The 26,575-nt window shown below is 62.0% G+C and carries 19 protein-coding genes; 11 read left to right on the forward strand and 8 right to left on the reverse strand.

All coding sequences use genetic code 11. The features are described from left to right. Window positions 1-113: 113 nt before the first annotated feature. Window positions 114-1,742: a 3-(methylthio)propionyl-CoA ligase gene (locus ACHEXL_RS06490; protein ID WP_416561158.1), complete on the reverse strand. Its 1,629-nt coding sequence runs from the start codon at window positions 1,740-1,742 to the stop codon at window positions 114-116. 132 nt (window positions 1,743-1,874) lie between these two features. Between ACHEXL_RS06490 and ACHEXL_RS06495 the strand changes: the two genes are divergently transcribed. The 6 genes from ACHEXL_RS06495 (at window position 1,875) to ACHEXL_RS06520 (ending at window position 7,738) form a co-directional block, all read left to right on the forward strand. Beyond that, the gene (locus ACHEXL_RS06495) at window positions 1,875-3,422 is read left to right on the forward strand and encodes a protein adenylyltransferase SelO (RefSeq protein ID WP_416561159.1); all 1,548 of its coding nucleotides are present in this window, start codon (window positions 1,875-1,877) and stop codon (window positions 3,420-3,422) included. Then, a complete protein-coding gene (gene msrB / locus ACHEXL_RS06500) occupies window positions 3,419-3,826 on the forward strand; it encodes a peptide-methionine (R)-S-oxide reductase MsrB (protein WP_416561160.1) in 408 nt (135 codons plus the stop codon). Before ACHEXL_RS06495 ends, msrB begins: the two co-directional genes overlap by 4 nt. A 57-nt stretch (window positions 3,827-3,883) precedes the next feature. Next, window positions 3,884-4,426, forward strand: coding sequence for a septation protein A (locus tag ACHEXL_RS06505; protein ID WP_416561161.1), 543 nt, complete (start codon window positions 3,884-3,886; stop codon window positions 4,424-4,426). Next, window positions 4,423-4,695, forward strand: a complete 273-nt coding sequence (locus ACHEXL_RS06510; RefSeq protein WP_416561162.1) for a BolA family protein — start codon at window positions 4,423-4,425, stop codon at window positions 4,693-4,695. The genes ACHEXL_RS06505 and ACHEXL_RS06510 overlap by 4 nt, the downstream gene beginning before the upstream one ends. An 84-nt stretch (window positions 4,696-4,779) precedes the next feature. Beyond that, entirely contained in the window at window positions 4,780-5,553 is a 774-nt protein-coding gene (locus ACHEXL_RS06515) for a peptidylprolyl isomerase (protein WP_416561163.1), read from the forward strand. Between the two features lie 202 nt (window positions 5,554-5,755). After that, a complete protein-coding gene (locus ACHEXL_RS06520) occupies window positions 5,756-7,738 on the forward strand; it encodes a peptidase U32 family protein (RefSeq protein ID WP_416561164.1) in 1,983 nt (660 codons plus the stop codon). Window positions 7,739-7,745: 7 nt separating this feature from the next. Here ACHEXL_RS06520 and ACHEXL_RS06525 read toward each other — a convergent pair whose 3' ends face one another. From ACHEXL_RS06525 to ACHEXL_RS06550, 6 genes are all read right to left on the reverse strand, one after another. Beyond that, complete coding sequence (locus tag ACHEXL_RS06525; RefSeq protein WP_416561165.1) at window positions 7,746-8,702, reverse strand: DUF808 domain-containing protein; 957 nt, start codon at window positions 8,700-8,702, stop codon at window positions 7,746-7,748. Window positions 8,703-8,734: 32 nt separating this feature from the next. Continuing rightward, window positions 8,735-9,262, reverse strand: coding sequence for a type II toxin-antitoxin system VapC family toxin (locus tag ACHEXL_RS06530; protein WP_416561166.1), 528 nt, complete (start codon window positions 9,260-9,262; stop codon window positions 8,735-8,737). Then, window positions 9,259-9,513 (reverse strand): ribbon-helix-helix protein, CopG family, encoded by a 255-nt coding sequence (locus tag ACHEXL_RS06535; RefSeq protein WP_416561167.1) that lies wholly within the window; start codon window positions 9,511-9,513, stop codon window positions 9,259-9,261. Before ACHEXL_RS06535 ends, ACHEXL_RS06530 begins: the two co-directional genes overlap by 4 nt. 56 nt (window positions 9,514-9,569) lie before the next feature. Beyond that, the gene (locus tag ACHEXL_RS06540; RefSeq protein WP_416561168.1) at window positions 9,570-12,971 is read right to left on the reverse strand and encodes an SNF2-related protein; all 3,402 of its coding nucleotides are present in this window, start codon (window positions 12,969-12,971) and stop codon (window positions 9,570-9,572) included. A gap of 12 nt (window positions 12,972-12,983) precedes the next feature. Next, the gene (gene purL, locus ACHEXL_RS06545) at window positions 12,984-16,970 is read right to left on the reverse strand and encodes a phosphoribosylformylglycinamidine synthase (RefSeq protein WP_416561169.1); all 3,987 of its coding nucleotides are present in this window, start codon (window positions 16,968-16,970) and stop codon (window positions 12,984-12,986) included. A gap of 245 nt (window positions 16,971-17,215) precedes the next feature. Next, a complete protein-coding gene (locus ACHEXL_RS06550; RefSeq protein ID WP_416561170.1) occupies window positions 17,216-18,559 on the reverse strand; it encodes an NAD(P)H-dependent oxidoreductase in 1,344 nt (447 codons plus the stop codon). Between the two features lie 203 nt (window positions 18,560-18,762). Between ACHEXL_RS06550 and map the strand changes: the two genes are divergently transcribed. Both map and ACHEXL_RS06560 read left to right on the forward strand, forming a co-directional pair. Beyond that, window positions 18,763-19,578 carry a type I methionyl aminopeptidase gene (gene map / locus ACHEXL_RS06555; protein ID WP_416561171.1) on the forward strand — a complete coding sequence of 272 codons (816 nt, stop codon included), beginning with the start codon at window positions 18,763-18,765 and terminating at the stop codon, window positions 19,576-19,578. 1 nt (window position 19,579) lies between these two features. After that, a complete protein-coding gene (locus ACHEXL_RS06560) occupies window positions 19,580-22,219 on the forward strand; it encodes a [protein-PII] uridylyltransferase (protein ID WP_416561172.1) in 2,640 nt (879 codons plus the stop codon). 22 nt (window positions 22,220-22,241) lie between these two features. On the opposite strand, the gene ACHEXL_RS06565 is transcribed toward ACHEXL_RS06560, so the two are convergent. After that, window positions 22,242-24,611 carry a YgiQ family radical SAM protein gene (locus tag ACHEXL_RS06565; protein ID WP_416561173.1) on the reverse strand — a complete coding sequence of 790 codons (2,370 nt, stop codon included), beginning with the start codon at window positions 24,609-24,611 and terminating at the stop codon, window positions 22,242-22,244. Between the two features lie 143 nt (window positions 24,612-24,754). On the opposite strand from ACHEXL_RS06565, the gene ACHEXL_RS06570 reads away from it, so the two are divergent. From ACHEXL_RS06570 to ACHEXL_RS06580, 3 genes are read left to right on the forward strand one after another with little or no spacing between them, the layout of a single operon-like run. After that, complete coding sequence (locus ACHEXL_RS06570) at window positions 24,755-25,354, forward strand: IMPACT family protein (protein ID WP_416561174.1); 600 nt, start codon at window positions 24,755-24,757, stop codon at window positions 25,352-25,354. 21 nt (window positions 25,355-25,375) lie between these two features. Further along, window positions 25,376-25,972 carry a chromate transporter gene (locus tag ACHEXL_RS06575; RefSeq protein ID WP_416561175.1) on the forward strand — a complete coding sequence of 199 codons (597 nt, stop codon included), beginning with the start codon at window positions 25,376-25,378 and terminating at the stop codon, window positions 25,970-25,972. Continuing rightward, window positions 25,969-26,571, forward strand: coding sequence for a chromate transporter (locus ACHEXL_RS06580; RefSeq protein ID WP_291923562.1), 603 nt, complete (start codon window positions 25,969-25,971; stop codon window positions 26,569-26,571). The genes ACHEXL_RS06575 and ACHEXL_RS06580 overlap by 4 nt, the downstream gene beginning before the upstream one ends. Window positions 26,572-26,575: the final 4 nt, after the last annotated feature.

Consider the following 26,575-nt stretch of genomic DNA (forward strand, 5'->3'; position numbering starts at 1 on the left):
GAACACGTTCAGCGTAACCGCTCAAATGGCGAATCCGCTCGGGGTTTGCCCCTAAGACGTATCACCCGCGCGACTTGCCCGCGCGGATGAAATGGGCACAGGCTTGATGCGCATCAAAGTCCGGGCAGCTTGTAGTCGGCCAACTGCTCGCGCAAGCGGGTTTTGAGCATCTTGCCGGTGCCGCCCAGCGGAATGGCGTCGACAAACACCACATCGTCCGGGATCTGCCATTTGGCGGTCTTGCCTTCATAAAAAGCAATCAACTCTTCACGGCTGACTTCGGCGCCGGGCTTCTTGACCACGCACACAATCGGGCGCTCGTCCCATTTGGGGTGGCGCATGCCGATGCAGGCGGCCATGGCCACGGCCGGGTGCGCCATGGCGATGTTTTCCACATCAATCGAGCTGATCCACTCACCGCCGGACTTGATGACATCCTTGCTGCGGTCGGTGATCTGCATGAAGCCATCGGCATCGATGGTGGCTACATCGCCCGTGGGGAACCAGCCGTCCACCAGCGGGTTGCCGCCTTCTTGCTTGTAATAGGACGCGATGACCCATGGGCCTTTGACCAGCAGGTCGCCCGCCGCTTTGCCGTCGTGCGGCAAAGCCTGACCTTGCGCATCCACGATCTTCATGTCGATGCCGTAGATGCAGCGGCCTTGCTTCATGCGCAGTTTCATTTGTGCATCGGCGGCCAGGCTCAGGTGCTTATTTTTCAGTGTGCAGACAGTGCCCAGCGGGCTGAGCTCGGTCATGCCCCAGGCGTGCAAGACGTCCACGTTGTAGTCCTGGCGGAAAGCGTCGATCATGGCGGGCGGGCAGGCCGAGCCGCCGATCACGGTGCGGTTCAAGGTGCTGAATTTCAGGCCAGCAGGTTTCATGTGGCCCAGCAGCATTTGCCACACAGTAGGGACTCCGGCCGCAAAGGTCACGCCTTCGGACTCGATCAGCTCGTACACCGATTTGCCATCGAGCGCCGGGCCGGGAAAGACCAGTTTGGCCCCCGTCATGGCTGCGCTGTAGGGAATGCCCCAGGCGTTGACGTGGAACATGGGCACCACGGGCAAGATGGCGTCACGCGCAGAGATGCACATCGAGTCGGGCAAGGCGGCGGCGTAAGCATGCAGCACTGTGGAGCGGTGGCTGTACAAAGCGCCCTTGGGGTTGCCGGTGGTGCCACTGGTGTAGCACAGGCTGCAGGCGGTGTTCTCATCGAGCTGCGGCCAGGTGTAAGTGACGGGCCGCTGGCCTATCCAAGCCTCGTAGCTCACCAAATTGGGGATGCCGTTGTCAGGCGGCAGTTTGTCCGCGTCGCACAAGGCCACGTACTGGATCACGGTCTTGCAGTGGGCATGCAGCGCTTGCACCAAGGGCAAAAACGTCATGTCAAAGCACAGCACCTGGTCTTCGGCATGGTTGGCGATCCAGGCCATCTGCTCGGGGTGCAGGCGCGGGTTGATGGTGTGCAGCACACGGCCCGAACCGCTCACGCCAAAGTACAACTCCAGGTGGCGGTAACCGTTCCAGGCCAGCGTGGCGATGCGGGCGCCTTGCGGTACTTTTTGCGCGTCCAGCGCGTTGGCCACCTGACGCGCGCGGCGCGCAACGCCGGCCCAGGTGCTGCGGTGGATGTCGCCTTCCACACGGCGCGACACGACTTCGCTGTCGCCGTGGTGTTTCTCGGCAAAGTCGATCAATGAAGAAATCAGCAGCGATTGCTGTTGCATCAGTCCCAGCATGGGGTCTCCTGTCAGAGGGGTTGTTCTTGAACAAATCATTGTGCACCCGAGTGCAGCCCAAAATAGCCAGAAAACCCGCGCTAAAACCCGCAATTACCCGGGTGCTTGTCAAGGGCGTGACAATCACTCCCCATGTCATCTGCCCCTTTGGAAACCCACGCCAGTCCCCCCCACGATTTGCCCGTGCTGGACTGGACCCACCGCCTGACCCAACTGGGCCCCCGTTTTTTCACACCGCTGCAGCCCACGCCCGTGGACGCGCCGCGCTGGGCCGCCCGCAACGAGGCCTTGCGTACCGAACTGGGCTGGCCCGCCGAGCTGTTTGACGACGACCACCTGCAAGCCTTTGCGGGCAACGCACTCTTGGTGGGCTCCCAGCCGCTGGCCACGGTCTACAGCGGGCACCAGTTTGGGCAATGGGCCGGGCAGCTGGGCGACGGGCGGGCCATCTGGCTGGGCGAAGCCGCGTCCCAACTGGGTCCGCAGGAAATCCAGCTGAAAGGCGCAGGCCGCACCCCCTACTCGCGCGGCGGCGATGGCCGGGCCGTGCTGCGATCGAGCATCCGCGAGTATTTGTGCAGCGAGGCCATGCACGGCCTGGGCATACCCACCACCCGGGCGCTGTGCCTGGTGGCATCGCCCGAGCCGGTGCGCCGCGAAACCCTCGAAAGCGCCGCCGTGGTGGCGCGTGTGGCTCCCAGCTTTTTGCGTTTTGGACACTTCGAGCATTTTTCGGCCCAGGGCGACAACGACAGCCTGCGCGCACTGGCGGACCATGCCATCGCCCACCACCTGCCCGAATGCCATGCGCGGGCCGAGCGGTGGCAGGGCAATGTTTATGCGGCTTTGCTCGACGAAGCGCAGGAGCGCACCGCCAAATTGTTGGCGCAATGGCAGGCGGTGGGCTTTTGTCACGGTGTGATGAACACCGACAACATGAGCCTGCTGGGCCTGACCATCGACTATGGTCCCTTCCAGTTCATGGATGGATTCGACCCCGGCCACATCTGCAACCACTCGGACCACCAGGGGCGCTACGCCTATGGGCGTCAGCCCAACGTGGCGTATTGGAATTTGTACTGCCTGGCGCAGGCGCTGGCCCCCTTGATCGATGACCACGAGATGACGTTGCAGGTGCTCGAGGGCTACAAGACTTTGTTCCCCCGCTACCTGGGAGATGCCATGCGGGCCAAATTGGGCCTGACGGGTGCACTGGCCCCCGAGTCCGAGCGCGAAGCCGACTGGACGCTGGTGGAAGACATGATGCAGCTCATGGCGGCCGAAAAAGTGGACTTCACCCTGTTTTGGCGGCAACTGAGCCTGGCGGTGGTGCAGCAGTCGCAAGCCCCCACGCTGACCGATGCGGGCTGGAGCACGGTGACCGACCTGGTGCTGGACCGCCCTCGCCTGCTGGCCTGGCTGGCGCGGTTCGCCGCTCGCGCTGGCCATACCCACTTTGCGGCCATGGGCCAGCAGATGCTGCGCACCAACCCCAAGTTTGTGCTGCGCAACCATCTGGCCGAAATCGCCATTCGAAAAGCCCAAGCAGGCGACTTCTCGGAAATAGAGATCCTCCACACCTTGTTAAAGTCGCCTTTCGACGAGCACCCGGGCTTTGAGGCCTATGCCGACTTGCCGCCCGACTGGGCGGATCAACTGGAAATCAGCTGTTCATCATGAGCCAAATCACCAAAACCGAACAAGAGTGGCGCGAGCTGCTGGCCGCCAAGGGCGCGGAGCCCGTGGCATACGCCGTCACCCGCCAAGCTGCCACCGAGCGGCCCTTCACCGGCAAATACGAGGGCCATTGGTCCAGCGGCATTTACCGCTGTATCTGCTGCGACGCCGAGCTGTTCAAGTCCGACACCAAATTTGACGCAGGCTGCGGCTGGCCGAGCTTTTACCAGGCGGCCTCAGAAGGGGCCATCGAAGAGCGCGTGGACCTGAGCCACGGCATGCGCCGGGTGGAGACCGTGTGCGCTCAGTGCGGAGCGCACCTGGGCCATGTGTTCGAAGACGGCCCGGCCCCTACGGGCCTGCGCTACTGCATGAACTCCGCTTCGTTAGACTTCGAGCCTTCCTGACCGATTCCTGCGGCGCAGGCTGTGCACCGCCAACGCCAACGCCAACGCCACTTTCACATGAAATTCATCCTCGACTTTTTCCCCATCCTGCTGTTTTTTGGCGCGTACAAGATGGGCGACATCTACACCGCCACAGCAGTGCTCATGGGCGCGACCGTGGTGCAAACCGCCATCATCTACAAGATGGACGGCAAGCTGCAGACCATGCACAAGATCACGCTGGTGCTGGTGCTGGGCTTTGGCGCCCTGACGCTGAGCCTGCACGACGAGCGCTTCATCAAGTGGAAGCCCACCTTGCTTTACTCGGGTCTGGCGATTGCCCTGGCCGTGGCGCACTGGTTTTTGAAAAAGAATTTTTTGCACATGCTCCTGGGCTCGCAACTGCAGCTGCCGCAGGCGGTGTGGAACCGGCTGAACCTGTCGTGGATGCTGTATTGCCTGTTCATGGCGGCCATCAACGCCTACGTGGCGCATTATTTCAGCACCGAAGACTGGGTGAACTTCAAGCTCTGGGGCTATGTGTTCCCGGTCGTGTTCATTTTGGGTCAAGGCCTGTACATCTCGCGTTATTTGCCCAAGGATGAAGGAGACCAGAAATGAGTACCGCCACTTTGCCCTTGAGCTCGCAAATCCATGCCCGGCTGAGCGAACGCCTGCAGCCCAGCGAGCTGCGCGTGATCGACGAAAGCGCTCAGCATGCGGGCCACGTTGGCGCCAACGACAACGGCGAAGGCACCCACATGCGCGTGTGCATTGCCTCCCCCTTGTTTGCCGGCATCAGTCGCGTCCAGCGCCATCGCCTTGTGTATGATGCGCTGCAAGATTTCATTGACCAAGGCTTGCATGCCTTGGCCATCGAGCTGATCTGAACCCGGGCCGTCACCCATTGGTGGCAGCCCCTTTTTTTGAACCCTTCTATTCATATTTGACCCCGAGTCATTGAGGAAAACACGATGAAAAAGCAAATGCTCAGCGCCGCCCTGGTGGCCTTGCTGGCGGTTCCCGCCCTGGCGCAAAACCTGGCCGTGGTCAATGGCAAACCTGTGCCGTCTTCGCGCGTGAAAGCGCTGCAGCAGCAAATCGAGGCCTCGGGTCGCCCTGTGACGCCCGAAGTCATGTCACAGATCAAGGAAGAGTTGATCGCCCGTGAAGTGTTCATGCAAGAAGCCAAAAAGCGCGGCCTGGACGCCTCTGACGAGTACAAGAACCAGATCGAGTTGGCCCGCCAGACCATCCTGATCCGTCAGCTGTTTGCTGACTATCAAAAGAAAAACCCGGTCACCGACGCTGAGATCAAGGCAGAGTACGACAAATTTGTAGCCGCCAATGGTGGCAAGGAATACCGCGCACGTCACATCCTGGTGGAAAAGGAAGACGAGGCCAAGGCCTTGATCGCCGACATCAAGAAAGGCGCCAAGTTTGAAGACCTGGCCAAGAAGGCCTCCAAAGACCCAGGCTCTGGTGCCAATGGTGGTGACCTGGACTGGGCCGCAGCAGGCAGCTATGTGCCCGAGTTTTCCGGTGCGATGGTCAAACTGGACAAGGGCCAGATGACCGATGCGCCTGTTAAGAGCCAGTTCGGCTACCACATCATCCGCGTGGACGATGTGCGTGAAGCCCAACTGCCCAAGCTGGAAGAAGTCAAACCTCAGATTTCGCAGCAACTGCAACAGCAAAAGCTCAGCACTTACCAGGAAGGTCTGCGCAGCAAAGCCAAGATCCAGTGATCTGCGTTGTGCGCCTGTGAAAAACGCGACTTCGGTCGCGTTTTTTAATGGCTCTCCTGTGCATGCAACGCTCTGGGGCTGTGGGCACTGGCCGGGGCTCAGAGGCGCTTCGCTTTGCCACATCGCCCCAACCAGTGCCCACAGCCCCAGAGCTGGCGGCCTGCAGAGTTGCTTGCTTCGCAAGCTGGGATAATCCCAGCCCATGCAGCCCCACCAACTCGAACTCCTGGCCCCCGCTCGCAACCTGGACATCGGCATCGAAGCCGTGAACCACGGCGCGGACGCGGTCTACATTGGCGGCCCCTCCTTTGGGGCACGGTCGACAGCCGACAACTCGGTGCAAGACATCGCCAAGCTGGTGCAGCATGCGCACCGCTTTCACAGCCGCATTTTTGTCACGCTCAACACCATCTTGCGCGACGACGAGCTCGAAGGCGCCCGCAAACTGGCCTGGCAGCTGTATGACGCAGGCGTCGACGCACTGATCATCCAGGACATGGGCCTGCTGGAAATCGACATGCCGCCCATTCAGCTGCATGCCAGCACCCAGACCGACATCCGCACGCCCGAAAAAGCCCGGTTTTTGCAAGACGCCGGATTGAGCCAAATCGTGCTGGCCCGCGAGTTGACGCTGCCGCAGATCGCCGCCATCCGGGATGCGGTGGACACCGATCGCACGGTGATTGAATTTTTTGTGCATGGTGCGCTGTGCGTGGCCTACAGCGGCCAATGCTTCATCAGCCACGCGCACACCGGGCGCAGCGCCAACCGAGGCGACTGCTCTCAGGCTTGTCGCCTGCCCTACGAAGTCAAGGACGCGCAAGGCCGCATCGTGGCGCACGACAAGCATGTGCTGAGCATGAAGGACAACAACCAGAGCGAGAACCTGCGCGCGCTGGTGGACGCGGGCGTGCGCAGCTTCAAGATCGAAGGCCGCTACAAGGACATGGCCTATGTCAAGAACATCACGGCGCATTACCGCAAGCTGTTCGACGAGGTGCTGAGCGAACGCCCCGAACTGGCAGCCGCTTCGCATGGCCGCACCACCTTCAGCTTCGAACCGGACCCGAACCAGAACTTCAACCGCGAGTTCACCGACTACTTTGTGCAGGGCCGCAAAGAAGACATCGGCGCGTTTGACACGCCCAAAAATCCTGGCCAGCCGATTGGCTGGGTCAGCAAGGTCACGGCTGAGTACGTCGAGATCACCACCGACGACCCCGCCACCGAGTTGCACAACGGCGATGGCCTGTGCTACTACGACCTGCAAAAAGAGTTGGTCGGCCTGCAGATCAACCGGGCCGAAGCCGCCAAAGCCAAAGGGGTGTGGAAGTTGTTCCCCAAAGACCCGATGGACGGTTTCAAGGATTTGCGCCAAGGCGTTCAGGTCAACCGCAACCGCGACATGAGCTGGGTGCGCACGCTGGACAAAAAATCGGCCGAGCGCCGCATGGGTGTGTGGATGCAACTGGCCGAAAAACAAAATGGCCAGGAGGATGGCCTGCAGCTGACGCTGACCGACGAAGCGGGCTACAGCGGCTCGTCGGCGTTGGCCATCGGCTGGCAAGCGCCCAAAGACCCAACTCAGGCCGAGGACATTCTCAAAGCCGCCTTGGGCAAGCTGGGCGACACCGTGTTCGAGACGCTGGATGTTCAGCTCGCCCTGCCCCGGCCCTGGTTTGTGCCGCCTTCACAGCTCAACCAACTCCGCCGCGACGCGGTCGCAGCGTTGGAAACCGCTCGTGCCCAGGGCCTTCACCGCCTGCCGCGTGCTGTGCCGGTGGAGCCGCCCGCGCCCTACCCCGAAGACACCCTGAGCTACCTGGCCAATGTGTTCAACCAGAAAGCCCGCGACTTCTATGCCAAACACGGCGTGAAAGTGATCGCCGCCGCTTATGAGGCGCAAGAAGAGCTGGGCGAAGTCAGCCTGATGATCACCAAACACTGCGTACGCTTCAGCCTCAGTCTGTGCCCCAAGCAAGCCAAAGGCGTGACCGGCGTGCAAGGCACGGTGAAAGCCGAGCCTATGCAGCTGATCAACGGCAAGGAAAAGCTCACCCTGCGCTTTGACTGCAAACCCTGCGAAATGCATGTGGTGGGCAAGATCAAGAAATCGGTCTTGAACGCCGTGCCGGAGAGCCCGGTGCAGTTCTACAAAACGCGGCCCGTGGTGGGCATGCACTGAATCAGCTTCAGCGGCGCATTTTGCGCACCCACTGCAGCCCCCCCACCATCACCGCCCCCGCCACAAAGCCAGCCACGCCACCGGCTAAATTGCTCACCAGCGCACCGCCAAAAGCCAGGTTTTCGGCCCAGTGCTCAACCGCATGGCCGATGGCAGGTACACCGTGCAACAAGATGCCGCCGCCCACCAAAAACATGGCGGCGGTGCCCAGCACCGACAGGGCTTTCATGAGCCAAGGCGCAAACACCAAGAGGCCCCGGCCCAAGGCTTGCATCGCAGCTTGCGGTTTTTGTGTCAGATAAAGCCCCGTGTCGTCCAGCTTGACAATGCCGCCCACCAAGCCATAGACCCCCACCGTCATGACCACGGAGATGCCCAGCAGCACCGCCACTTGCTGCGCAAAGCTGGCGGTGGCCACCGTGCCGAGGGTGATGACGATGATTTCGGCCGACAAGATGAAGTCGGTTCGCACCGCGCCTTTGATCTTGTCTTTCTCAAACGCCAGCAGGTCCACCTGAGGATCGGCCACGGCTTGTACCAACTCGGCATGGTGGATCTCGGCTTCTTCACGACTGTGCAAAAACGCGTGCAACAGTTTCTCGGCCCCTTCAAAGCACAAAAACAAACCGCCCAGCATGAGCAAGGGCGTGATCAGCCAAGGCGCGATGGCGCTGATTGCCAAGGCTGCGGGCACTAGGATGGCTTTGTTGACCAGCGAGCCTTTGGCCACAGCCCAGACCACGGGCAATTCGCGGTCGGCATTCACGCCGGTCACTTGCTGGGCGTTGAGGGCCAGGTCGTCACCCAGCACGCCGGCGGTCTTTTTGGCGGCCATTTGCGTCATGGCGGCCACGTCGTCAGCTGCTGCCGCGCTTTGGCGGGCGGCCACTTTGGTCATGGTCGCGACATCGTCGAGCAAGGTGGCGATGTCGTCGATCAGGGTCAGCAAACTGGAGGCGGCCATGGGTGTGTCTTTCTCGAGTGTGCAGAGGCACGTTAGCGCAAAAGGTTGTGCAAGGGCTGGCCCTTGGCGTCGCGGTAAATGTCAAAGTCCTGGTCAATGGACACCACTTGCCGAATGGCCAGACGCTCAGCCGCTTCCGCGATCGAGGCATCGGCCAAGTCCAGTGGCAAACTGGCAAAGCGCTGGCAGATGCCCAGCACGCTGGTGAGGCTCCAGTCAGCAGGGCTATCCAGCTGCACTGCGCCGCGCTGAACCCACTGCAAAAAGTCGAGTGCGGCGTCGTTGTGGATGCGCCGCGCCAGCAAGGCGCAGACCTCGGTCAGCACAGGCCATGTGCTGTGCAAGCGCACCTGCGGGTTCGCTTGCAGCCACGCCAGTGTGGGGGCGTGCCATTTGTCGCTGCGGTTGAACAGGGCCAGCAGTGGGCCGCTGTCAATGAGCGCGTCTTGCGCAGGCAACTGCCGCAGAAACTGTGCGTGCGGTTCTTGGGCCGAAAGTGATGCCGTTTGCAAATCTTCCACATTCACAGCCACTTGTCCAAAGTGGTTTTGACCACTCATGCCCGGCTCTCGCGCTTGTCTTGCCAAGCATCAGCCAGCTGGCTTTTGCGGGTTTCGGCCAAATCCACCGAACCACTGAATCGCCCAAAAACGCCCTCGCCCAGCGCGAAAGCCGATGCGGTGACCGCGGGCTGCGCCAGGTAGGCGGTTAGTGCATCGCGCATGACCTCGCTGATGCTGCGGCCTTCTTGGACGCAGCGCTGGCGCAAGGATTTTTCCAGCGGATCGGGCAGTTTCACGGTGGTGGTCATGGCAAGCCCTCAAGGTAATACGTTAATTATTACCATGGGTGCCATGCCTGTCAATCTCAGCCCAAGGGCTTGAACAACTCGTTCAGATCGGACTCGCCAAACAGCGGCTCTTTGCGCTGCACCGCACCCGCATACATGTCTTGAGCCAGCTGGGCCTTGCGCTCTTGCAGGGCCAGCATGCGCTCTTCGATGGTGCCTTGCGCCACGAGCTTGAGCACCCAGACACTTTGCGTCTGGCCAATGCGGTGCGCGCGGTCGGTGGCCTGGTTTTCCACAGCGGGGTTCCACCACGGGTCGTAATGGATCACCGTGTCGGCCTGCGGCAGGTTCAGGCCCACGCCCCCGGCTTTGAGGCTGATGAGGAACAAGGGCACCTGACCACTGGTGAATCGATCGATGATCGTGTCGCGGTTTTTGCTTTGGCCTGTGAGCTTGACCCAAGGAATGCCCAGGCGCGGCAGCTCTTGCTCAATCAGACTGAGCATTTGGGTGAACTGCGAAAACAACAAAATCTTGCGCCCTTCGGCCACCATCTCGGGCAGCATGTCGAGCAGTTGCTCCAGCTTGGCCGATTGCTGCACCTGGCTGGCCGAGCCGAGTTTGAGCAGGCGCGGGTCGCAACACACTTGGCGAAGCTTGAGCAGCGCGTCCAAGATGGTGATCTGCGATTTGGCCAAACCTTGTGCGTTCAGGGCGTCGCGCACGGTTTTTTCCATGCCCAGGCGAATCGTTTCGTACAGATCGGCTTGCTTGCCCTGCAGGGGCACGGGCATCAGGGTTTCGACCTTGGGCGGCAGCTCGCTGGCCACCACGTCTTTGGTGCGGCGCAGCATAAAGGGCGTGATGCGCTTGCGCAGCTGGTCCATTTTTTCGCTGTTGCCCTGGCGCTCAATCGGGTGGCGAAACAGCTCGCCGAAGCGCTTTTGGCTGCCCAAAAAACCGGGCATCAAAAAGTGGAACAAGCTCCACAACTCGCCCAAATGGTTTTCCATGGGCGTGCCCGACAGGCACAGGCGGTGCGTGGCCGGGATATCGCCCACGGTTTGCGCAGCGTGGGTGTTGGCATTCTTGATGTTTTGGGCCTCGTCGAGCACCAGCAGATGCCACTGGGCATCGAGCCAAAGCTCACGGTCGCGGTGCAGCAAGGAGTAAGGCGTGAGCACGATGTCAAAACCGCTCAGGTCTTGCGCGGCTTCGTGGCGTGACAGGCCATGGTGGATGTGGGTGCGCAGAGTGGGGCAAAAGCGGGCGGCTTCGCGCTGCCAATTTCCCAACAAACTCACCGGGGCCACGATCAGGGCGGGATGCGTGAGGCGGCCGGCTTCCTTTTCGGAGAGGATGTGCGCCAGAGTCTGCAAAGTTTTGCCCAAACCCATGTCGTCGGCCAGGATGCCGGCCAACTGGTGCGTGCGCAAGAACTGCAACCAATTCAGGCCCTGCTGCTGATAAGGCCGCAAAGTGGCTTGCAAGCTCGCGGGTGCAGGCACATCGGGCAGGCTGTCGAGCCCACGCATTTGCTGCAGCAGGCTCATCAAGCTCTGGGCCCCCGCCCAGGCTACGCCCTCCCCCAAGGAGGCGGCTGTGCGCAAGGCTTCCAGACGCGACAGGCGCAACTCGTCGCCGCTCCAGTCCCGACCGCGCTCGGACACCAACTCCATGAGCGTGTTCAGCCAAGGCTCGATCTTGGCGGTGGGCAGCTTCACGAAACCCTCGCCAGTCAGCTCGGGCAGGTACAAAAACGGCGGCAGGCGGGCTTGATCACCCACAGCGGTGGCCTGGCTGATTTTGGCCAGCGCCGACAAAATCGTGGGCACCCAAGGCAGGATGTTCACCCGCTGGCCGTCGATGTCCATCCCCAAGGACAGATCAAACCAAGGCGAGGTCTCGGGCGCATCGGCATCACCTGACAGGTCGATGTGCACGTCGTCGGCCTGGCGCAACCACTGGGTTTGACCGGCGTCGAAACGGACCTCAAAACCGGCTTCGCGCAAGGTCGCAAAATCGGTTTCCAGCCACTCCAGCCAGCGCTGTTGGGGCTGAGGCGGCTCCAAGCCCAGCATGTTGGGTGCGCTGACCGACAAGCCCAAAGCGTCCAGCGTTTGCCAAATCTTCAACTCGCCGGGCAAGTCACGCACCAGCATGCGGGCTTGCGGGCCGTGGCCCACCATGACGCGGGGTTGGGAGCCCGCCCAAAAGCCGCGCTGACCCGCGTAATCAAAACTCAACTCGGCCTGGAACAAGCCCTGTGAGTCACGGTCTTTGGCGTGCACGGGTGTGATGTCAAGCACCGGTTGGGGCAGGACGTCCCGGATTTCCGGCATGTGTGCGATCACGGGTGGCAGAGGCACAGGCCCCAGACGGGCCAACAACTGGTTCTGAAACTTGAACACCACGCTCTCGGGCAAAACCGGCGAGCTGGACAACAGCTGCAATTCGTTGGCGCTCAGGCCCTGTGTGTCCAGCGGGCCACATTGGCCTCGCAAGGTGTCCATGTACAAAGGCGGATCGTTCAGACCATAGACCACGCCGGCGCGCTGGGGCTGCATGCTCAGCCTCCAACCGCCGAGCGCATGGTCTTGCGCGGGCACCTCTTGCCAAGCGCCGACCAAGACTTCGGCCGCCTCGCTCCATGCCAGAGGCGCGGCACCCTCGGCCGACATCAGGCGACCAGTTTGGCTGCACAACTGGAGCAACAACTGCCCGGGCATGCCGTGCAGCTTGACTTCGCCTTGAAAGCCGTAAGAGCTGAAGCTGCTGGCCGCCGGGCAGGCTTTCATGAGGTCAAAAATGTCGCGGTCCAGCGGGCTGCTGCTGACCCAGATGGGGTCCTGAGGCGAGGGCTCATGGCTGACTTTTTTGGGCTTGCTCCATTCGCCGCTGCGCTTTTGAGCGGCACGCTTGACGCTCAGATGGAACACGGGTTTGGGGCCCGAATGAGCCACCGACAACAGGTATACAAACTGGTCCTGCGTGGCACCAGGCATGGCCAAAGCGGTTGGGCGGTTGGCGTTTTCCAGCCGGTTCAGCCACTCCCGGGCTTGGTATTCGGCGTGGCTCAGGGCCCGCTCTCTTTCCATCTGGCCACGACGCGCCAGCACCTCGGGCGAAGGCCCCTCAGCGCCCCATTCGTCGAGCAAGGCCAGGCCCTGCATCGACGCCAGAATGCCCAAGGCTGCGCCATGCTTGCAATAGCGCCCCACAGGGCAGGTGCAACCGCTGCGCCACTCGCTCAGGTTGCCGCCGGGGCTGACACGCAGCTCGGCATTGACCGAATAAGGACGGGCCTCGCTGCCTTCCACCTGACCTTGCAGTCGCCACCCCTCTCCATCGGGGATGAGCTGCGAAGAAACCACCTTGTTTTGCAGATACAGCGTGGTTCCCCGGGACCAAGCCCCCTGGTCAAAGTAAAAAGCCAGCTGCGAAGGGGGAAACCACTGCTGTGGCGCGTTGGACTTCATGCCCTGGGCACGTCAACCGACCCACTTGCGGGCGTTTTGCCAAACGCGCAGCCAAGGGCTGGTCGATGAAATGTCACCGCTAGTCCAGCTCATCTGCACATTGCGGAACACGCGCTCCGGGTGCGGCATCATGGCCGTAAAACGCCCGTCTGCCGTGGTCACGGCCGTGAGGCCGCCCGCGCTGCCGTTGGGATTGAAAGGGTACTGCTCGGTCGCCTGGCCATGGTTGTCCACAAAGCGCATCGCGCCAATGGCCTGGGCCGCGTTGCCCCGGTGCTTGAAGTTGGCAAAGCCTTCGCCGTGCGCCACGGCAATCGGCAGGCGGCTGCCCGCCATGCCTTGCAGGAACAGGCTGGGTGACTCCAGCACCTCGACCATGGACAGGCGAGCTTCAAAACGCTCGCTCTGGTTGGTGGTGAAGCGCGGCCAAGCCTCAGCGCCCGGAATGATGTCGGCCAGTTCGGCAAACATCTGGCAACCGTTGCACACGCCCAGACCAAAGGTGTCGGCGCGGCCAAAGAAGCCCTTGAACTGCTCGACCAAGGCCGGGTTGAAGGTGATGCTGCGTGCCCAGCCAATGCCCGCGCCCAGCGTGTCGCCGTAACTGAAACCACCGCAAGCGACCAGGCCCTGGAAATCGGCCAAGTTGGCGCGGCCCGATTGCAGATCAGTCATGTGCACGTCGTGCGACTCGAAACCCGCCTTGTGGAAGGCGTAAGCCATTTCCACATGCGAGTTGACGCCCTGCTCGCGCAGGATCGCCACTTTGGGTCGCGACAGGTTCAGGAAAGGCGCGGCCACGTTCTCGGCAGGGTCAAAGCTCAGCGCCACATGCATGCCGGGGTCGTCGGCGCGGCCAGCAGCCGCGTGTTCGGCATCGGCGCAAGCGGGGTTGTCGCGTTGCTGGCAAATCTTCCAGCTCACGCTGTCCCAGACCTGGTGCAAGTCTTCGAGCTTGGCGGCAAAAACCTCTTTGGTGTCGCGCCAGATGCTGAGCTCGCCCACGCCTTTTTGGATGGTCGATTGCACGGGACGGGTCTTGCCAATGACGTGCGTGTGTTTGGACAAGCCATGCTCGCGCAGGGTCTGCAGCACCGCATTGCGCTCGGCCGTGCGCACCTGCAGCACCACGCCCAGCTCTTCGTTGAACAGCGCCTTGAGCGTGAGCTCTTCGCGGCGGGCGCTGACCTGGCCCGCCCAATTTTTGGCGTCGCCGTGGTCGGCGCGACTGTCGGTGATGCCGTCACCCTCGGTGACCAGCATGTCCACATTCAGGGCCACACCCACATGACCGGCAAAGGCCATTTCGGCCACAGCGGCCAACAAACCGCCGTCGCTGCGGTCGTGGTAGGCCAAAATTTGGCCCTGACTGCGCAAGGTGTTAATCGCTTTGACCAAATTGACCAGCGCTTGCGGGTCTTCCAGGTCGGGCACGCTGTCGCCGAATTGGCCCAGCACCTGGCCCAGCACGCTGCCGCCCATGCGGTTGCGGCCCTGGCCCAGGTCGATCAGCAGCAAGCTGGTGTCGGCCTCTTGGGCGTCCAGCTGCGGCGTGAGCGTGCCGCGCACGTCGGGCAGGCTGGCAAAGGCGGTGATGATCAGGCTCACGGGCGAGGTGACCTTGTGAGTCTGTCCATCGGCTTGCCACTGCGTGCGCATCGACAAGCTGTCTTTGCCCACCGGGATCGAGATGTCGAGCGCCGGGCACAGCTCCATGCCCACGGCTTTGACGGTTTCGTACAGCGCAGCGTCTTCGCCGGGCTCCCCGCAAGCGGCCATCCAGTTGGCCGACATCTTGACGCGGGGCAGCTCAATCGGAGCCGCCAGCAAATTGGTGATGGCCTCGGCCACCGCCATGCGACCGGACGCCGCGGCATTGAGCGAGGCGAGCGGTGTGCGCTCGCCCATGCTCATGGCTTCACCGGCAAAGCCCGCGTAGTCGGCCAGGGTCACGGCCACATCGGCCACAGGCACCTGCCAAGGGCCAACCATCTGGTCGCGGTGGGTCAGGCCACCCACGGCGCGGTCGCCGATGGTGATGAGGAAACGCTTGGACGCCACGGTGGGGTGGCTCAGCACGTCGATCACGGCTTGTTGCAGACTGACGCCTGTGAGGTCCATCGCAGGCGACTGGCGCACCACCGTCTTCACATCGCGGTGCATCTTGGGCGGCTTGCCCAGCAGCACGTCCATGGGCATGTCGACGGGCGACTCATGCCCTTTGTCTTCCAGCACCAGTTGGCGCTCGTCGGTCGCCACGCCCACCACCGCAAACGGGCAGCGCTCGCGCTCGCAAAAGGCCTTGAACTGTTCCAAAGATTCGGGTGCGATGGCCATCACGTAGCGTTCCTGGCTTTCGTTGGACCAGATTTCCTTGGGCGACAGACCGGATTCTTCCAGCTTGACGGCGCGCAAATCAAAGCGTGCGCCCCGGCCAGCGTCGTTGGTCAACTCGGGAAAGGCGTTGGACAAACCGCCTGCGCCCACATCGTGGATGGCCAGGATGGGGTTGCACGCACCCTGCGCCCAGCAGTGGTTGATGACTTCTTGTGCACGGCGCTCGATCTCGGGGTTGCCACGCTGCACCGAGTCAAAGTCCAAATCGGCCGCGTTGGTGCCGGTGGCCATGGAACTGGCCGCGCTGCCGCCCATGCCGATGCGCATGCCGGGGCCACCCAATTGAATCAACAAGCTGCCTGCCGGGAATTCAATCTTTTTGGTTTGCTCGGCGTCGATCTGGCCCAGACCACCCGCGATCATGATGGGCTTGTGGTAACCGCGCTGCACACCGTCAACCACCTGCTCGTATTCGCGGAAGTAGCCGGCCAGGTTGGGACGGCCAAACTCGTTGTTGAAGGCCGCGCCCCCCAAGGGGCCTTCGGTCATGATCTGCAAGGGGCTGGCGATGTGCTCGGGCTTGCCGCCCGGCTGGTCGCTGAGTCCACCCCAGAGTTTGGACACAGTGAAACCGCTCAGGCCCGCCTTGGGCTTGGAGCCGCGACCCGTGGCGCCTTCGTCGCGGATTTCGCCGCCCGCCCCGGTCGATGCGCCGGGGAACGGCGAAATCGCGGTCGGGTGGTTGTGGGTCTCGACCTTCATCAGCACATGGTGCAAGGCTTGTTCGCTTTGATACGCTGCGCCTTGAGCCGAAGTTCTGGCGACGAAACGCTCCACGGTATGGCCTTCCATCACCGAGGCATTGTCCGAATACGCCACCACCGTGTGCTGGGGGCTCAGCTGGTGCGTGTTGCGGATCATGCCGAACAGGCTCTTGGGCTGGGCCACGCCGTCGATGGTGAACTCGGCGTTGAAAATTTTATGGCGGCAATGCTCGCTGTTGGCCTGAGCGAACATCATCAACTCCACATCGGTGGGGTTGCGCTTCAAGCCAGTGAAGGCATTGACCAAATACTCGATCTCGTCTTCGGCCAGAGCCAGACCCCAGGCCTTGTTGGCGGCTTCCAGCGCAGCGCGACCGCCGCCCAACACATCCACATGCTCCATGGGCGCAGGGTCCAGAGCGGTGAACAAGGCCGCTGCCTCGTCCCGACTGGGCATGGCCGACTCGGTCATGCGGTCGTGCAGCAGGGCAGCGACCTGGCCCAACTGATCGGCCGTCAACTTGGCGGTGCCGAGCAGGCCGGATTTCAGGGTCAAGCGGTATTCGGTCAGGCGCTCCACGCGGCGCACGTCAAAACCGCAGTTGTGGGCAATGTCGGTGGCCTTGGAGGCCCAGGGCGAGATGGTGCCGATGCGCGGGCTGACCACGATCACCGGGCCATCGGTGAGGCCGGCATAGGGCTCGCCGTAAGTGAGGAGCGCGGAAAGTGTCTGTTTTTGGGCTTCAGCCAAAGGCGCTACCGTGGCGACCAAATGCACAAAGCGGGCCGAGATACCCTGAATTTGGGGCGAAATAGCGGCCAAACGAGGCAAAAGCTGGGTAATGCGAAAGTCGCTGAGGGCGCTGGCGCCTTCGAAAGTCGTGATGTGCAGGGACACGGGGTGGCCTTGTAAAGAGACGGAAAACCGTAGCGCCGGGGCCGCTGACTGGGGCTGGTCGGCAAAGGCGATATTTTAGCCGGGGAAACCCTGATTTGACGGGCTGTTGGACAGATCAGAGCACTGTCCTGTTCTGCATGCAAAACGTCTATTTGGCGCAGCGCGGTGGTCCTTCATCCTCCAAAAACAGCAAAGCCGTGCCACGAACGCGGCACGGCCTGCCTGACCACAGCGGGCTTGAGGACTCAACCCAACACCGATGTCGCCTCCATCTCGCGCCGGATTTTGTAAGCGTGGGTGCTGGTGTCCATGGCCACGTCGTCCCAAGTCAGGCTTTGCCCTTTGGCCACCGGGCGAATGACTTTGACACCATGGGCCAGGCCCAGCGGTACGCCGCCCATGCGTTTGGAGGCGGCGGCGGGCAGCAACTTGCCCCAGACGGTGTAGCCACCCTCCCCGTCCAGCATGTCGCCGGGTTTCAGGTCGCGCTTGGCGGTGGCCACCACGTCGGCGTTCCAGCCGATGGCCACGCCTGTGGGCTCGTTGCGCAGGGCGACGCTGGCCACGCTCACCCCCACCTCCAGGCCGATCAGGTGCCAGCGCTTGTAGAGCGTGAAGTAACGGCCAGACGGATCGGTGTGCGCGTTGTACTCTTCAAAACAGTTCTTGATGTAGTCGGTCTCGGCCTCGACCGTGACCCACACGCCCATGCGGATGTCGTAAGGGATGTGGCGGCCGTCTTTTTCCAGGCTGGAGATCACCTCCACCATGCCTTTGCGTTCCAGCACGCCACCTTCTGAAATCGGTCGGGTCACAAACGGGATGTCCTCTACGCTGGCGGGCGGATAAAGCAAGCCGTTGCTGGGCACACCCAAGCCTGTGGCGTTGGAGACCGCGGTGCTCTCAATGGAGGGCTTGGAGCCGTCGAGGAAGCTGTTAAACATTTTGGGGTTGAGGCCGCCGCGCTCGGCCTGCTCGGGCGTGAGGCCGTAATAGCCCCAGACGGTCTCGGGTGTCGATTCAGAAAAATGAGGCAACCATTTGTGGCCGCGGCCTGCCGCCACCACGGGAAAACCGCAGGTGCGGGCCCAGTCCACCAGATCGCAAATCAGCGCAGGCTGGTCACCAAAAGCCAATGAATAGACCACCCCCGCTGTCTGGGCGCGGGTCGCGAGCAAGGGGCCGCAAAACGCATCGGCCTCCACCGTCACGTTGACCACGTGTTTGCGGTTCGCAAAGGCTTCCAGAATGTGGTCGACCGCGTGCAGGGGTGAGCCGGTGCATTCCACGACCACATCGACCGCCGGGTGGCGCACCAGGCTTTGCCAGTCGTCGCCGACATGGGTGGTGCCGAGTTTCACCGCTTCATCCAGGCTCTTGGCGGTCAGGCGCTCAGCTTCCCAGCCCACGCGGGCCAGATTGACGCGGGCGTTGGCAGGCGACAAGTCGGCAATGCCGACCAGGTGCACGCCGGGGGTGCGCGGAATTTGCGCCAGGTACATGGAGCCGAATTTGCCCGCGCCAATCAGGCCGATGCGGATGGGGCGGTTTTCAGCGGCGCGTTGCAGGAGTTTGGCGTGCAGGTTCATGCGGAGGCTTTCGGTTCGTCCAATCACATTACAGCTCAGCAAGCGGTCTTGTATTGCTGAATTTTTGAATCACTTTAACCCGTATCTGCGGGCCATGGTCGACGCTCGGCCCCCGATAAAGTCTCGCGTGCGACCCGCCAAGCAAAACGGTTGCTGCCCTCCGTGAAAGCACTCAGGATCGCTCAATGGGATAATTCGCCCCCATGACGATCACCATCAAAACCGCCGAAGACATCGAAGGCATGCGCGTGGCTTGCCGCTTGGCCTCGGAAGTCCTCGACTACATCGAGCCCTTCATCAAACCGGGCATCACCACCAACGAGATTGACAAGCTCTGCCACGACTACATGGTCGATGTGCAAGGCTGCATTCCGGCCCCCCTGAATTACGCACCGGGCGGCTACAAGCCCTACCCCAAATCGATCTGCACCTCGATCAACCACCAGGTGTGCCACGGCATCCCGAACGACAAGCCGCTCAAAAAAGGCGATTCGCTCAACATCGACATCACCACCATCAAGGACGGCTGGCACGGCGATACCAGCCGCATGTTCCATGTGGGCGAAGCCTCGATAGCGGCCAAACGACTGGCCAGCCTGACGTATGAAGCCATGTGGAAAGGCATCGAGCAGGTCAAACCCGGCGCCCACCTGGGCGACATTGGCCATGCGATCCAGAAATTCGCCGAAGGCCATGGGTTTTCGGTGGTGCGCGAGTTTTGCGGCCATGGCATCGGGCGCGGATTCCACGAAGAGCCGCAGGTGCTGCACTACGGCAAACCCGGCACCCTGACCGAGTTGGTGCCTGGCATGGTCTTCACCATCGAGCCGATGATCAATGCGGGCAAACGTGACATCAAGGAAATGGGCGATGGCTGGACCATCGTCACCAAAGACCACTCCTTGTCTGCCCAATGGGAGCACACTGTGGTGGTCACCGAAACCGGCTACGAGGTTTTGACCCTGTCGGCCGGCAGCCCGCCCATCCCGGCTTTCATCACCCAAAAAGCCATCGCCTGACATGACCGGCCCGGTGCCCACGGCCGATCTGGCTGCCCTGCGCGACAGCTACAAGCAAGACAAAGCGACTGTTTTGCACACCCTGGCCCACAGCGGTGCGGTCACTCGGGGCCTGAAGCAAACCCTGCGGCAGCTGTCCATCCTGGCCGATGGATTGCTGATTGATCTGTGGCAAAACGCGGGCTTTTCACCTGAGCTGTGTCTGGTGGCCGTGGGCGGCTTCGGCCGGGCCGAGCTGTTTCCTTACTCCGATGTGGATGTGCTGGTGCTTTTGCCTAACGGCCAATCACCAGAAAACAACCCCGAGTTGCAAGGCCAGCTGGAGCGCTTCATCGGCAGCTGCTGGGACACGGGCCTGGAAATTGGCGCGAGCGTGCGCACCTTGAGCGAGTGCCTGGCCGAGTCAGCCAAAGACATCACGGTGCAAACCTCGCTGCTGGAGTCGCGCCGTGTAACCGGCAACACACGTTTGTTTGCCGAGTTTCAAAAACAGTTCCTCGCGGCCATGGACCCGCAGGCCTTCCTGGTGGCCAAAACCCTGGAAATGCGGCAGCGTCACACCAAATTCGAAGACACGCCTTATGCCCTGGAGCCCAACTGCAAAGAGTCTCCCGGTGGCTTGCGCGATCTGCAGGTGATTTTGTGGGTGGCCCGTGCCGCAGGCTTGGGCCACAGCTGGGACGAGCTGGCCCGCAAAGGCCTGGCCACAGCGCTGGAAGCGCGGCAAATCAAACGCAACGAAGCCTTGCTGGGTCTGATCCGTGCCCGCTTGCATTTGCAAGCGAAGCGGCGCGAAGACCGTTTGGTGTTTGATCTGCAAACCAATGTGGCCGAGTCGTTTGGCTATGCGTCCGACGTGACGCCGGAAGGCCGACTGGCTTTGCGTGCCAGCGAAAAGCTGATGCGCCAATACTACTGGGCCGCCAAGGCAGTCACGCAGCTCAACCAGATCCTGTTGCTCAACATCGAAGACCGGCTCAAAGCCGATCGAGGTGAATCCGTCAACGATTTCCGGCCCCTGAACGAGCGCTTTTTTGAGAAAGCGGGCCTGATCGAGGTGGCCAGCGACGACCTGTACCAAAAGCACCCCCACGCGATCCTGGAGACCTTTTTGCTGTACCAGGCCACGCCGGGTGTGAAAGGCTTTTCGGCCCGAACCCTGCGTGCGCTATACAACGTACGGGCCATCATGAATGGGCGTTTCCGCGCCGACCCGGTCAACCGCCAGACGTTTTTGCAGATCCTTCAACAGCCCCAGGGCATCACGCACGCGATGCGCCTGATGAACGAGACCTCGGTGCTGGGGCGTTACCTGTGGGTGTTCCGGCGCATCGTGGGCCAGATGCAGCACGACCTGTTTCACGCCTACACGGTGGACCAGCACATCCTGATGGTGCTGCGCAATGTGCGGCGCTTTTTCATGCCCGAGCATGCGCACGAGTACCCCTTTTGCTCGCAGCTGGCGGGGGGCTGGGACAAGCCCTGGATTTTGTACACGGCCGCGCTGTTTCACGACATCGCCAAAGGCCGCGGCGGTGACCACTCCAAACTGGGGTGCACCGAAGTGCGCACCTTTTGCCGTCAACACCAAATCGACAAGGCGGATGCGCAACTGATCGAATTTCTGGTGGGTGAACACCTGACGATGAGCCATGTGGCCCAGAAAGAAGACCTGAGCGACCCGGAAGTCATCGGCCGCTTTGCCCAGCGCGTCGGCAATGAGCGTCGGCTCACGGCCCTGTATTTGCTCACGGTGGCCGACATCCGGGGCACCAGCCCCAAAGTGTGGAACGCCTGGAAAGGCAAGCTGCTGGAAGACCTCTACAAATCCACCCTGCGTGTGCTCGGTGGCCGCGCCCCCGACGCCAATGCCGAGGTGGAAGCCCGCAAGCGGGAGGCGCTCATCGAACTGGCCCGACAGGCCCAACCGCATGAAGGCCACAAGGCCCTGTGGGACACCCTGGACGTGAGCTACTTCATGCGCCACGATGCGTCCGACATCGCCTGGCATGCACGGCAGCTCTCACGGCACGTGGCCAGGCCTGCGCCGGAACAATCGCGGACCATTGTGCGGGCCCGCCCCTCCCCCGTCGGAGAAGGTTTGCAAGTGCTGGTGTTCACACCTGACCAAGCAGACCTGTTTGCCCGCATCTGCGGGCACTTTGACCAATCAGGCTTCAGCGTGCTGGACGCCAAGATCCACACCACCCGCAGCGGTTGGGCGCTGGACACTTTCCAGATCGTCACCACCATGCTGCCTGAGCATTACCGGGAGCTGATGACCATGGTCGAATCGGGCCTGACACAGACGCTGGAGCGCCAAGGCCCCCTGCCCACGCCCACCAAAGGCCGGGTGTCACGCCGGGTGAAAAGCTTCCCGATCACCCCACGGGTCACCCTCAAACCCGACGAAAAAGCGCAAAACTGGCTGCTCAGCATCTCGGCCAGCGACCGCAATGGCCTGCTCTACAGCATCGCCCGCGTTCTGGCCAAGCACGGCATTGACCTGCAACTGGCCAAGATCAGCACTTTGGGCGAACGCGTCGAAGACACCTTCCTGATCAGCGGCGCTGAGTTGCAGCAAAACAAGGCGCAGATCGAGATCGAGACGGAGCTGCTGGCAGCGCTGCAGGCGGGGTGAGGCCAGTCAACTGGCCTCTTGGTCATGCTTTTCGGCGTGGTGGCAGACCGGTGTGCTGCGTGAGCATCTGGCCTTTTTTCGGCTGACCCGACCGCTTGGCCGCGGTCGACAAAGCCACCGATGACTTCCCCCCAGCGCCCGTGCTGTTCTTACGTCGGGCGCTCTTGTAGCCCTCTTCGGCCAGCGGCTGCCAGTTCGGGATCAAATGGTGTTTCCCGTTACCAATCAGGTCTGAGCGACCCATGGCTTTCAAGGCTTCGCGCAGCAGCGGCCAGTTGTTGGCGTCGTGGTAGCGCAAAAATGCCTTGTGCAGGCGGCGGCGTTTGTCGCCTTTGACGATGTCCACCTTTTCGCTGTCGCGGGTAATTTTGCGCAGCGGGTTGCGGGTGGAGTGGTACATGGCCGTGGCCGTGGCCATGGGGCTGGGGTAGAAGGTTTGCACTTGGTCGGCGCGAAAACCGTTCTTTTTGAGCCAGATGGCCAGGTTCATCATGTCTTCGTCGCTGGTGCCTGGGTGGGCGGCGATGAAATATGGGATGAGGAACTGCTTTTTACCGGCCTCTTCGCTGTACTTGTCGAACATCGACTTGAAGCGGTCATAGGTGCCGATGCCCGGCTTCATCATCTTGGACAGCGGGCCGCCCTCGGTGTGTTCGGGCGCAATCTTCAGGTAGCCGCCCACATGGTGCTGCACCAGTTCTTTCACATACTCGGGCGACTGCACGGCCAGGTCGTAGCGCAGACCAGAGCCGATCAGGATTTTCTTGATGCCCTTCAGGTTACGCGCCCGTCGGTACATGTTGATCAGCGGGCCATGGTCGGTGGTCAGGTTCTGGCAGATGCCGGGGAACACGCAGCTGGGTTTGCGGCAGGCCGATTCGATCTCGGGGCTGCGGCAGCCCAGGCGGTACATGTTGGCCGTGGGGCCGCCCAGGTCAGAGATGACGCCGGTAAAGCCTTTGACCTTGTCGCGAATGTCTTCCACTTCTCGGATGATAGATTCTTCAGACCGACTTTGGATGATGCGGCCTTCGTGCTCGGTAATGGAGCAAAAGGTGCAGCCGCCAAAGCAGCCACGCATGATGTTCACGGAAAAGCGGATCATTTCCCAGGCGGGGATTTTGGTCGCGTGGTCGTGGCTGCCGTTTTCGTCGGCATAGCGCGGGTGCGGGCTGCGGGCATACGGCAGATCGAACACATGGTCCATCTCTGCGGTGGTGAGCGGGATGGGCGGCGGTGTGATCCACACGTCGCGGGCGGTGGCGCCCTCCCCGTGCGCTTGCACCAGGCAGCGGGCGTTGCCGGGGTTGGTTTCCAGGTGCAGCACGCGGTTGGCGTGGGCATAGAGCACCGGGTCGGACTTGACCTGTTCGTAGCTGGGCAGGCGGATCACGCTTTTGTCGCGGGGCGGGACTTTGTGGGTGCCTTTGCCGCGCAAAGCAGGGTTGGGCACAAAGGTGAGCGGCATGGCTGCTTGCACGGTGCGGACTTGGGCCACGGCGGTGGACAAACCGGCTTCGAGGTTCTTGGCGTTGTGGCCTTCGGCCACTTCCTTGGCCTCTTCCTCACGCGCACAGGTCGCGCCCTGCTCCCGTGCCTGGTCCGAAATCATCAAATATGGGTTGATGTGCGCCTCAACGTGACCGGGCGAGTCCACGCTGGTGGAGTCGATCTCGAACCAGCCTTCCGGCGTTTCGCGTCGCACAAAAGCGGTGCCGCGCACGTCGTTGATTTGTTGCACCGGCTCACGCGCGGCCAGGCGGTGGGCGATCTCGACAATCGCACGCTCGGCGTTGCCATAAAGCAGCAGGTCGCACTTGCTGTCTACCACGATGGAGCGGCGAACTTTGTCAGACCAGTAGTCGTAATGCGCGATGCGGCGCAGGCTGCCTTCGATGCCGCCGAGCACGATGGGCACTTCCGGGAAGGCCTCGCGGCAGCGCTGGCTGTACACGATGGCCGCGCGGTCGGGCCGCTTGCCGCCCACATCGCCTGGGGTGTAGGCGTCGTCGCTGCGGATTTTGCGGTCCGCCGTGTAGCGGTTGATCATGGAGTCCATGTTGCCGCTGGTCACGCCCCAAAACAGGTTGGGTTTGCCCAGGGCCTTGAAGGGCTCGGCACTGGTCCAATCGGGCTGGGCGATGATGCCAACCCGAAAACCCTGGTTTTCCAACATGCGGCCAATGACCGACATGCCAAAACTGGGATGGTCCACATAGGCGTCACCCGTGACGATGATGATGTCGCAGCTGTCCCAGCCCAGTTGGGTCATTTCCTCGCGGCTCATCGGCAAAAATGGGGCCGTGCCAAAGCGCTGCGCCCAGTACTTGCGGTAACTGGTCAGCGGCTTGGCGTCGCGCGGGAAGAAAGAGACGTCGGTGAAGGCGTTCATGTGCTGGGTATCGGGGATAACCCGCTAGTGTAGGGGTTTGGGGGTGGGCTTGAGAAAGCAGCGGGTATTCAGCCAAAAAGAGGCAAAACCGCATGACCGGGTGGTTTGAATCCGGCCATCACCGCATCCAGGACAATCGAGTTATGCCGTTCTCGCTCGCCCGTCCCGCTCACCACGAGTTGATCATCAAAAAAAGCCGTTTCATCGCCTGCGTCGAAACGGTCTCTGGGCGTGACGAAGCGCTCAACCGTGTGGCGCAACTCAAGGCCCAGCACCCGGACGCCGCCCATGTCTGCTGGGCCCTGCTCGCGGGTGGACAGTCGGCCGCCAACGACGACGGTGAGCCGGGCGGCACCGCCGGTCGCCCCATGCTGGAGGTGCTGCGGCATCAGGATCTTGAGGGCGTAATGGCATCGGTGGTACGTTACTTTGGCGGCGTGAAGCTGGGCGCAGGCGGTCTGGTGCGGGCCTACACCGACGCCGTGGCGCAAGCTTTGCTTAAGGCAGACAAGGTGGCACAGATCAAGACACGGCATCTGGCCTGCAGCGTGCCCTATGCACTGGAAGGCCTCGTTCGCAGGGAGCTGGACGGGGTAGAAGCCGTGTTGAACAGCGTCACACACGCCAGCATGGTGACCCTGCAATTTGAATTGCCAGAAACCCAATCCGCGGCCTTGGTGACGCGCCTGAACGAGAGTGGGCGCGGCCAGTTGATTTGGCTGGACACCGAACAAGGGGCTTGAAGTCCCCCGGATAATGGCGGCATGTCAGAACTTGTCCTCTTGAACAGCCCGCGCTCCAAAACCGATCTTTTTGTGTCTTTCACCCTGCTGGCACTGCAGGGTTTTGGTGGCGTTTTGGCTGTGGTTCAGCGCGAACTGGTCGAGAAAAAGCGCTGGATGACCCGCGAGCAATTTGTCGAAGACTGGGCCGTCGCCCAGGTCATGCCCGGCCCCAATGTGGTCAATCTCTCGCTGATGATCGGCGGTCGTTACTTTGGCCTGCCGGGTGCTTTGGCAGGCGTGGCGGGCATGCTGGCCGCCCCCTTGGTGGTGGTTTTGCTGTTGGCTGTGGCTTTTGGCGGCGTGTCGCAAGAGCCTTGGGCACAAGGCGCCTTGCGTGGCATGGGCGCGGTCTCGGCGGGTCTGATTGCGGCGGTGGGCCTCAAACTGATCACGGCCCTGCGCCACAACCCGATGGGCAAACCGGTCTGCATCGCTTTGGCTCTAGCCACTTTCGCTGGGGTTGGGGTATTGCGATGGCCCTTGTTTGCGGTGCTGCTGGGCACGGGCTTGATGGCCTGTGCTTGGGCCTATCTGCAACTGGCACGACAAGCCAGCCAGACCCGGGGTTGGCCATGAACCCGGTGCTTCAACTGTCGGTCCAGGATTGGCTGAGCCTGTTCAGCCACTTTGCCTCTTTGTCGCTGCTGGCCGTAGGTGGCGCGATCACCACCGCGCCGGACATGCACCGCTACCTGGTGGATGAAACACATTGGCTGAGCGAGTCGCAATTCACCTCGTCGATTGCGTTGGCGCAGTCTGCACCAGGGCCCAATATTTTGTTTGTGGCGCTGATGGGCTTCAACGTGGGCTTGAACGCCGCTGCTGGTCTGGGCGGCGGCTGGTTCAGTGCTGCCCTGGCCAGTTTGGGTGTGTTGCTGGCCATGTTGGGCATCATGCTGCCCTCTTCCATCCTGACCTACACGGCCACGCGCTGGGCGCACCAACACCGCGACAAGCTGGGCATCCGGGCCTTCAAATCGGGCATGGCTCCCATCGTGATTGCGCTTTTGTTGAGCACGGCCTGGCTGCTCACCATCAGCCACAACCAGCCTGCACGCGACTGGCCTTTGTACGTGTTGACCGCCGTCACCACCCTGGTGGTCTGGCGCACCCGGGTCCACATGCTGTGGTTGATCGGCCTGGGTGCCCTGCTCGGTGGGCTGGGCTGGGTTTGAGCCC

The organism is Limnohabitans sp. YIMB22184 (assembly GCF_048020265.1).
In the GTDB taxonomy this organism is placed as follows: Bacteria; Pseudomonadota; Gammaproteobacteria; order Burkholderiales; family Burkholderiaceae_C; genus Limnohabitans_A.

Coding starts and splice junctions, on each gene's coding strand:
- ACHEXL_RS06490 (WP_416561158.1), bottom strand. CDS start 1,742: ATGCTGGGACTGATGCAACAGCAATCGCTGCTGATTTCTTCATTGATC.
- ACHEXL_RS06495 (WP_416561159.1), top strand. CDS start 1,875: ATGTCATCTGCCCCTTTGGAAACCCACGCCAGTCCCCCCCACGATTTG.
- msrB (WP_416561160.1), top strand. CDS start 3,419: ATGAGCCAAATCACCAAAACCGAACAAGAGTGGCGCGAGCTGCTGGCC.
- ACHEXL_RS06505 (WP_416561161.1), top strand. CDS start 3,884: ATGAAATTCATCCTCGACTTTTTCCCCATCCTGCTGTTTTTTGGCGCG.
- ACHEXL_RS06510 (WP_416561162.1), top strand. CDS start 4,423: ATGAGTACCGCCACTTTGCCCTTGAGCTCGCAAATCCATGCCCGGCTG.
- ACHEXL_RS06515 (WP_416561163.1), top strand. CDS start 4,780: ATGAAAAAGCAAATGCTCAGCGCCGCCCTGGTGGCCTTGCTGGCGGTT.
- ACHEXL_RS06520 (WP_416561164.1), top strand. CDS start 5,756: ATGCAGCCCCACCAACTCGAACTCCTGGCCCCCGCTCGCAACCTGGAC.
- ACHEXL_RS06525 (WP_416561165.1), bottom strand. CDS start 8,702: ATGGCCGCCTCCAGTTTGCTGACCCTGATCGACGACATCGCCACCTTG.
- ACHEXL_RS06530 (WP_416561166.1), bottom strand. CDS start 9,262: ATGAGTGGTCAAAACCACTTTGGACAAGTGGCTGTGAATGTGGAAGAT.
- ACHEXL_RS06535 (WP_416561167.1), bottom strand. CDS start 9,513: ATGACCACCACCGTGAAACTGCCCGATCCGCTGGAAAAATCCTTGCGC.
- ACHEXL_RS06540 (WP_416561168.1), bottom strand. CDS start 12,971: ATGAAGTCCAACGCGCCACAGCAGTGGTTTCCCCCTTCGCAGCTGGCT.
- ACHEXL_RS06550 (WP_416561170.1), bottom strand. CDS start 18,559: ATGAACCTGCACGCCAAACTCCTGCAACGCGCCGCTGAAAACCGCCCC.
- map (WP_416561171.1), top strand. CDS start 18,763: ATGACGATCACCATCAAAACCGCCGAAGACATCGAAGGCATGCGCGTG.
- ACHEXL_RS06560 (WP_416561172.1), top strand. CDS start 19,580: ATGACCGGCCCGGTGCCCACGGCCGATCTGGCTGCCCTGCGCGACAGC.
- ACHEXL_RS06565 (WP_416561173.1), bottom strand. CDS start 24,611: ATGAACGCCTTCACCGACGTCTCTTTCTTCCCGCGCGACGCCAAGCCG.
- ACHEXL_RS06570 (WP_416561174.1), top strand. CDS start 24,755: ATGCCGTTCTCGCTCGCCCGTCCCGCTCACCACGAGTTGATCATCAAA.
- ACHEXL_RS06575 (WP_416561175.1), top strand. CDS start 25,376: ATGTCAGAACTTGTCCTCTTGAACAGCCCGCGCTCCAAAACCGATCTT.
- ACHEXL_RS06580 (WP_291923562.1), top strand. CDS start 25,969: ATGAACCCGGTGCTTCAACTGTCGGTCCAGGATTGGCTGAGCCTGTTC.